Here is a 2,118-nt window from a genome sequence, read left to right on the forward strand (position 1 = left end):
ATCGTGACCTCGTCGGCGGCGCGCGAGGTGCCGAAGTCGGTGATCTTGACCGTGCCGAACTCGGTCACCAGCACGTTGCCCGGCTTCACGTCCCGGTGCACCACGCCCGCGTGGTGGGCGGCGACGAGCCCGGACGCGAGCTGGATGCCCAGCCGCACGGTCTCGTCGGCGGGCCGCCTGCCGCGCTCGGCCAGCAGCGCCGCCCGGCTCTTGGACGGCAGGTACTCCATGATCAGCCACGGCCGGTCGTCGTGCTCGACCACGTCGTAGAGGGCGATCACGTTCGGGTGCTGGAGCCGTGCGGCGATCCGGCCCTCGCGGATCGCCCGCTCGGTGTAGGCCTCGTCGAACGCGATTCCGGGGCGCAGTTCCTTGACGGCGACTACGCGGTGCAACCGCTGGTCCTGGGCGCGCCAGACCACGCCCATGCCACCTGCGCCGATCCGCTCCGTCAACCGGTAGCGATCTGCGATCGTGCGGTCCTCCACGGTGCTCCTCACGTCTGCGCACACGTTCAACAAAGGGTGTACCCCACCAGGAGGTACGGCGAACGCGCTTGATATCACCGATAGTGATTTCATCTCTCGGCGGGGTGTGCGCGCAACTCCCCTGGTGAACGCTCGTCCACTGTGGACGCCGGGGCGCGCGCGACACCTCGAGGTCAACGTGCGCCGCCCCCGAGGGGATCGCGTAACGTCGCTACCGATCAGTTGTCAGCGCAACAAGCAGGGAGGGGCGGTACATGCCGCACCGCGTCCGTGGCGTCGTCGCCAAGGCCAAGGGCCAGCCGGTGACCGTGGAGACGATCATCATCCCCGACCCCGGTCCGGGTGAGGCCGTCGTCAGGGTGCAGACCTGCGGGGTCTGCCACACCGACCTGCACTACCGCGAGGGCGGCATCAACGACGAGTTCCCGTTCCTGCTCGGCCACGAGGCCGCGGGGATCGTGGAGGAGGTCGGCGAGGGCGTCACCGACCTCGCGCCCGGCGACTTCGTCGTCCTCAACTGGCGCGCGGTGTGCGGCTCGTGCCGCGCGTGCGCCAAGGGCAAGCCGCAGTACTGCTTCAACACGCACAACGCCGCCCAGCCGATGACGCTGGAGGACGGCACCCCGCTGACCAACGCGCTGGGGATCGGCGCGTTCGCCGAGAAGACCCTGGTGCACAGCGGCCAGTGCACGAAGGTCGACCCGTCGGCCTCCCCCGCCGCCGTGGGCCTGCTCGGCTGCGGCGTCATGGCGGGCATCGGCGCGGCGATCAACCCCGGCAACGTCCGCCGGGGCGACACGGTCGCGGTCATCGGCTGCGGCGGCGTCGGCAACGCGGCCGTCATGGGCGCGAAGCTCGCGGGCGCGTCGAAGGTCATCGCCGTCGACGTGGACGCGGCCAAGCTGGAGTGGGCGCGCGGGTTCGGCGCGACGGACGTGGTGAACAGCCGCGAGACCGACGCCGTCGAGGCCATCCAGGCGCTGACCGGCGGGTTCGGCGCGGACGTGGTGATCGACGCGGTGGGCCGCCCGGAGACCTGGAAGCAGGCGTTCTACGCCCGCGACCTGGCCGGGACCGTGGTCCTGGTGGGCGTGCCGACGCCGGAGATGACGCTGGAGCTGCCGTTCATCGACGTGTTCTCGCGCGGCGGGGCGCTCAAGTCGTCCTGGTACGGCGACTGCCTGCCCTCGCGCGACTTCCCGATGCTGGTCGACCTGTACCAGCAGGGCAGGCTCAACCTGGACGCGTTCGTCACCGAGACGATCGCGCTGGACGGCGTCGAGGCCGCGTTCGACAAGATGCACGGCGGCCAGGTGCTGCGCTCGGTGGTCCAGCTGTGACCGCGCGCGTCGACCACGCCACCTCGTCCGGCACGTTCTCGCTGGACGGGCAGACCTTCGACGTCGAGAACAACATCTGGGTCGTCGGCGACGACAGCGAGTGCGTGGTGATCGACGCGCCGCACGCGGTGGAGCCGATCCTGGAGCTGATCGCCGGGCGGCGGGTGGTCGCGATCCTGGCCACGCACGCGCACGACGACCACGTCCGGGTGGCGCCCGCGCTGTCCGAGGCGACCGGGGCCCCGGTGTGGCTGCACCCGGCGGACCTGCCGGTGTGGGAGCTGACGCAC

3 protein-coding genes are annotated in these 2,118 nt (G+C 71.1%); 2 read left to right on the forward strand and 1 reads right to left on the reverse strand.

Features of this window, described 5'->3' with window-relative positions:
• Positions 1 to 428, reverse strand: a 428-nt coding sequence (locus ACTUAL_RS17335) for a serine/threonine-protein kinase (protein WP_440901002.1), incomplete at its 3' end; no start/stop codon positions are given.
• Between the two features lie 314 nt (positions 429 to 742).
• Here ACTUAL_RS17335 and ACTUAL_RS17340 point away from each other — a divergent pair.
• Positions 743 to 1,828, forward strand: coding sequence for an S-(hydroxymethyl)mycothiol dehydrogenase (locus ACTUAL_RS17340; protein WP_440901000.1), 1,086 nt, complete (start codon positions 743 to 745; stop codon positions 1,826 to 1,828).
• The coding region (locus ACTUAL_RS17345; RefSeq protein WP_440901001.1) for an MBL fold metallo-hydrolase at positions 1,825 to 2,118 on the forward strand (294 nt) is incomplete at its 3' end. The genes ACTUAL_RS17340 and ACTUAL_RS17345, both read left to right, overlap by 4 nt.

The organism is Actinosynnema sp. (assembly GCF_052038725.1).

What these genes read in the sequence shown, in the direction of transcription:
- ACTUAL_RS17340 (WP_440901000.1), top strand. Translation starts at nt 743, where the DNA reads ATGCCGCACCGCGTCCGTGGCGTCGTCGCCAAGGCCAAGGGCCAGCCG.